1 protein-coding gene is annotated in these 1,659 nt (G+C 40.1%); it reads left to right on the plus strand.

Going from position 1 to position 1,659, the window contains the following annotated elements:
• Positions 1-1,214: 1,214 nt before the first annotated feature.
• Positions 1,215-1,659 (plus strand): IS6 family transposase (locus CDZ78_RS17195; RefSeq protein ID WP_087871087.1); only part of this gene is annotated, 445 nt, incomplete at its 3' end.

Genomic DNA, 1,659 nt, shown 5'->3' on the forward strand with positions numbered 1-1,659 from the left:
ACAAGTCCCGAACTTTTAAAGTTTAGGACTTAAAGGCAAAAAAAAACCCAAGCATTTTTAAGTACTTAGGTTTTTTCCCTTTAATAAAGGTTGTGTATGAGTGATTACAGTCACTCACCACAGCTTGAAGGCAAGAACCAAACTCTTGCTCTCAAACAGAAGTTAATTATATCTTAATTAGCATCTCATTTGAAAGCATTATTTGGAAACTCTTTCTTTACAAGCTCAGCCCCTATTTTGGAATCATGATGGTTTGGAATAGGTCAGGACAGTGTTGCCAATCAAGGATTTTGCTAAGGCAACCCATAAGGCATCTTTTGCATAAAGTAGAAGTCACAAACTTAGAACCGTTTTGATTGTGAGATTTGAATTTTATAGGGCAAAAAGTGGCGCGTTTGGAGCAAGGGCGGATATATTTATTATATCTGGTAACGCGCAGGGCGTAACGGTAGTGAAAGGGGCTTAAAAACCCAAGTAACTCGATTCCAAGATTCACTGAAACTCTAGTCCGCATAGTCTGTTTTTTTAAGCAGTCGTGGGAGGGGGGGCTGTGAAAGGCATTTTGTGTGCCGGCCTCAGGGGTCTATACGGCTATACTATCTATCTCTTTATTCTTTTAAAAATACAATTGATTATTTTATTGATGCGCGGAGCGCGGTTTAAGAGAATACATATCGCTGGGATTGATAGTGATTGTGGGGAATGTGTTGGTTAGTGTTGGTAAGGGGTGGATAACATTTTTTCGTTATCCATGCTTTATCAACACGCCTGCAGGGAACCAACACATTCCCCACATGAACGGTATACAGCAGAATTTGTGGAATGTGGTCTGCGGTACAATAGGTCGGCGCGAAAAGATAGCCGACCTCGAGCTTATAAAATTGGTGTTATATCTGGAATCTGCTGTTTTTGATTGAGTCCGAAAAGGATTGTTTATTCTATCTTGGAGTATTCTACAGTTTCGGCAATAGGGTGCGCTAGACACTCTATAAGGCGGTTTAATGCCTTACTCCTGCCCCCCCACATACCAAAGACTATTTTAAGGGGCTTAAAGGCTTCATTCAGCCCTGTGTAGATTGTATATGCTCCCAATTAGGTTATTGTTCAAGTAAAGCATGATTTAGCGTTACACTTAACGGTTCTGTCGCATAAAGTTCACTTCCCCAGGTTATCTGCTATCATTAAGTTTAAATCTCTATATCAGGAATTCTCAAATGCTTAGTTTCAAATGGCGCCACTTTGAAAAAGAGATCATTCTCCTAAATGTCAGATGGTACTTGGCTTACCCACTCAGTTATCGCAATCTTGAAGAAATAGCGGAAGAACGAGGCTATCATGTTGACCACAGCACACTTAACCGCTGGGTTATCACGTATGCGCCTAAATTAGAGAAAGAATTTCACAAAAAGAAGCGTCCTGTGTGTGGGCGGTGGCGGATGGATGAAACCTATATTAAAGTCAAAGGAGAGTGGAAATATTTTTATCGAGCAGTTGATAAAGAAGGCAACACCATTGACTTTTTACTCACTGCAAAGCGTGATATGAAAGCAGCCAAGCGATTTTTTAAGAAAGCCATTAAGAGAAATGGTCTGCCTGAATTAGTCAATATAGATAAAAGTGGTTCAAATAAAGCAGCTCTTAAGAGCATCAACAAGGAAG

It is taken from the genome of Bathymodiolus platifrons methanotrophic gill symbiont (assembly GCF_002189065.1).
Classification (GTDB): domain Bacteria; phylum Pseudomonadota; class Gammaproteobacteria; order Methylococcales; family Methylomonadaceae; genus Methyloprofundus.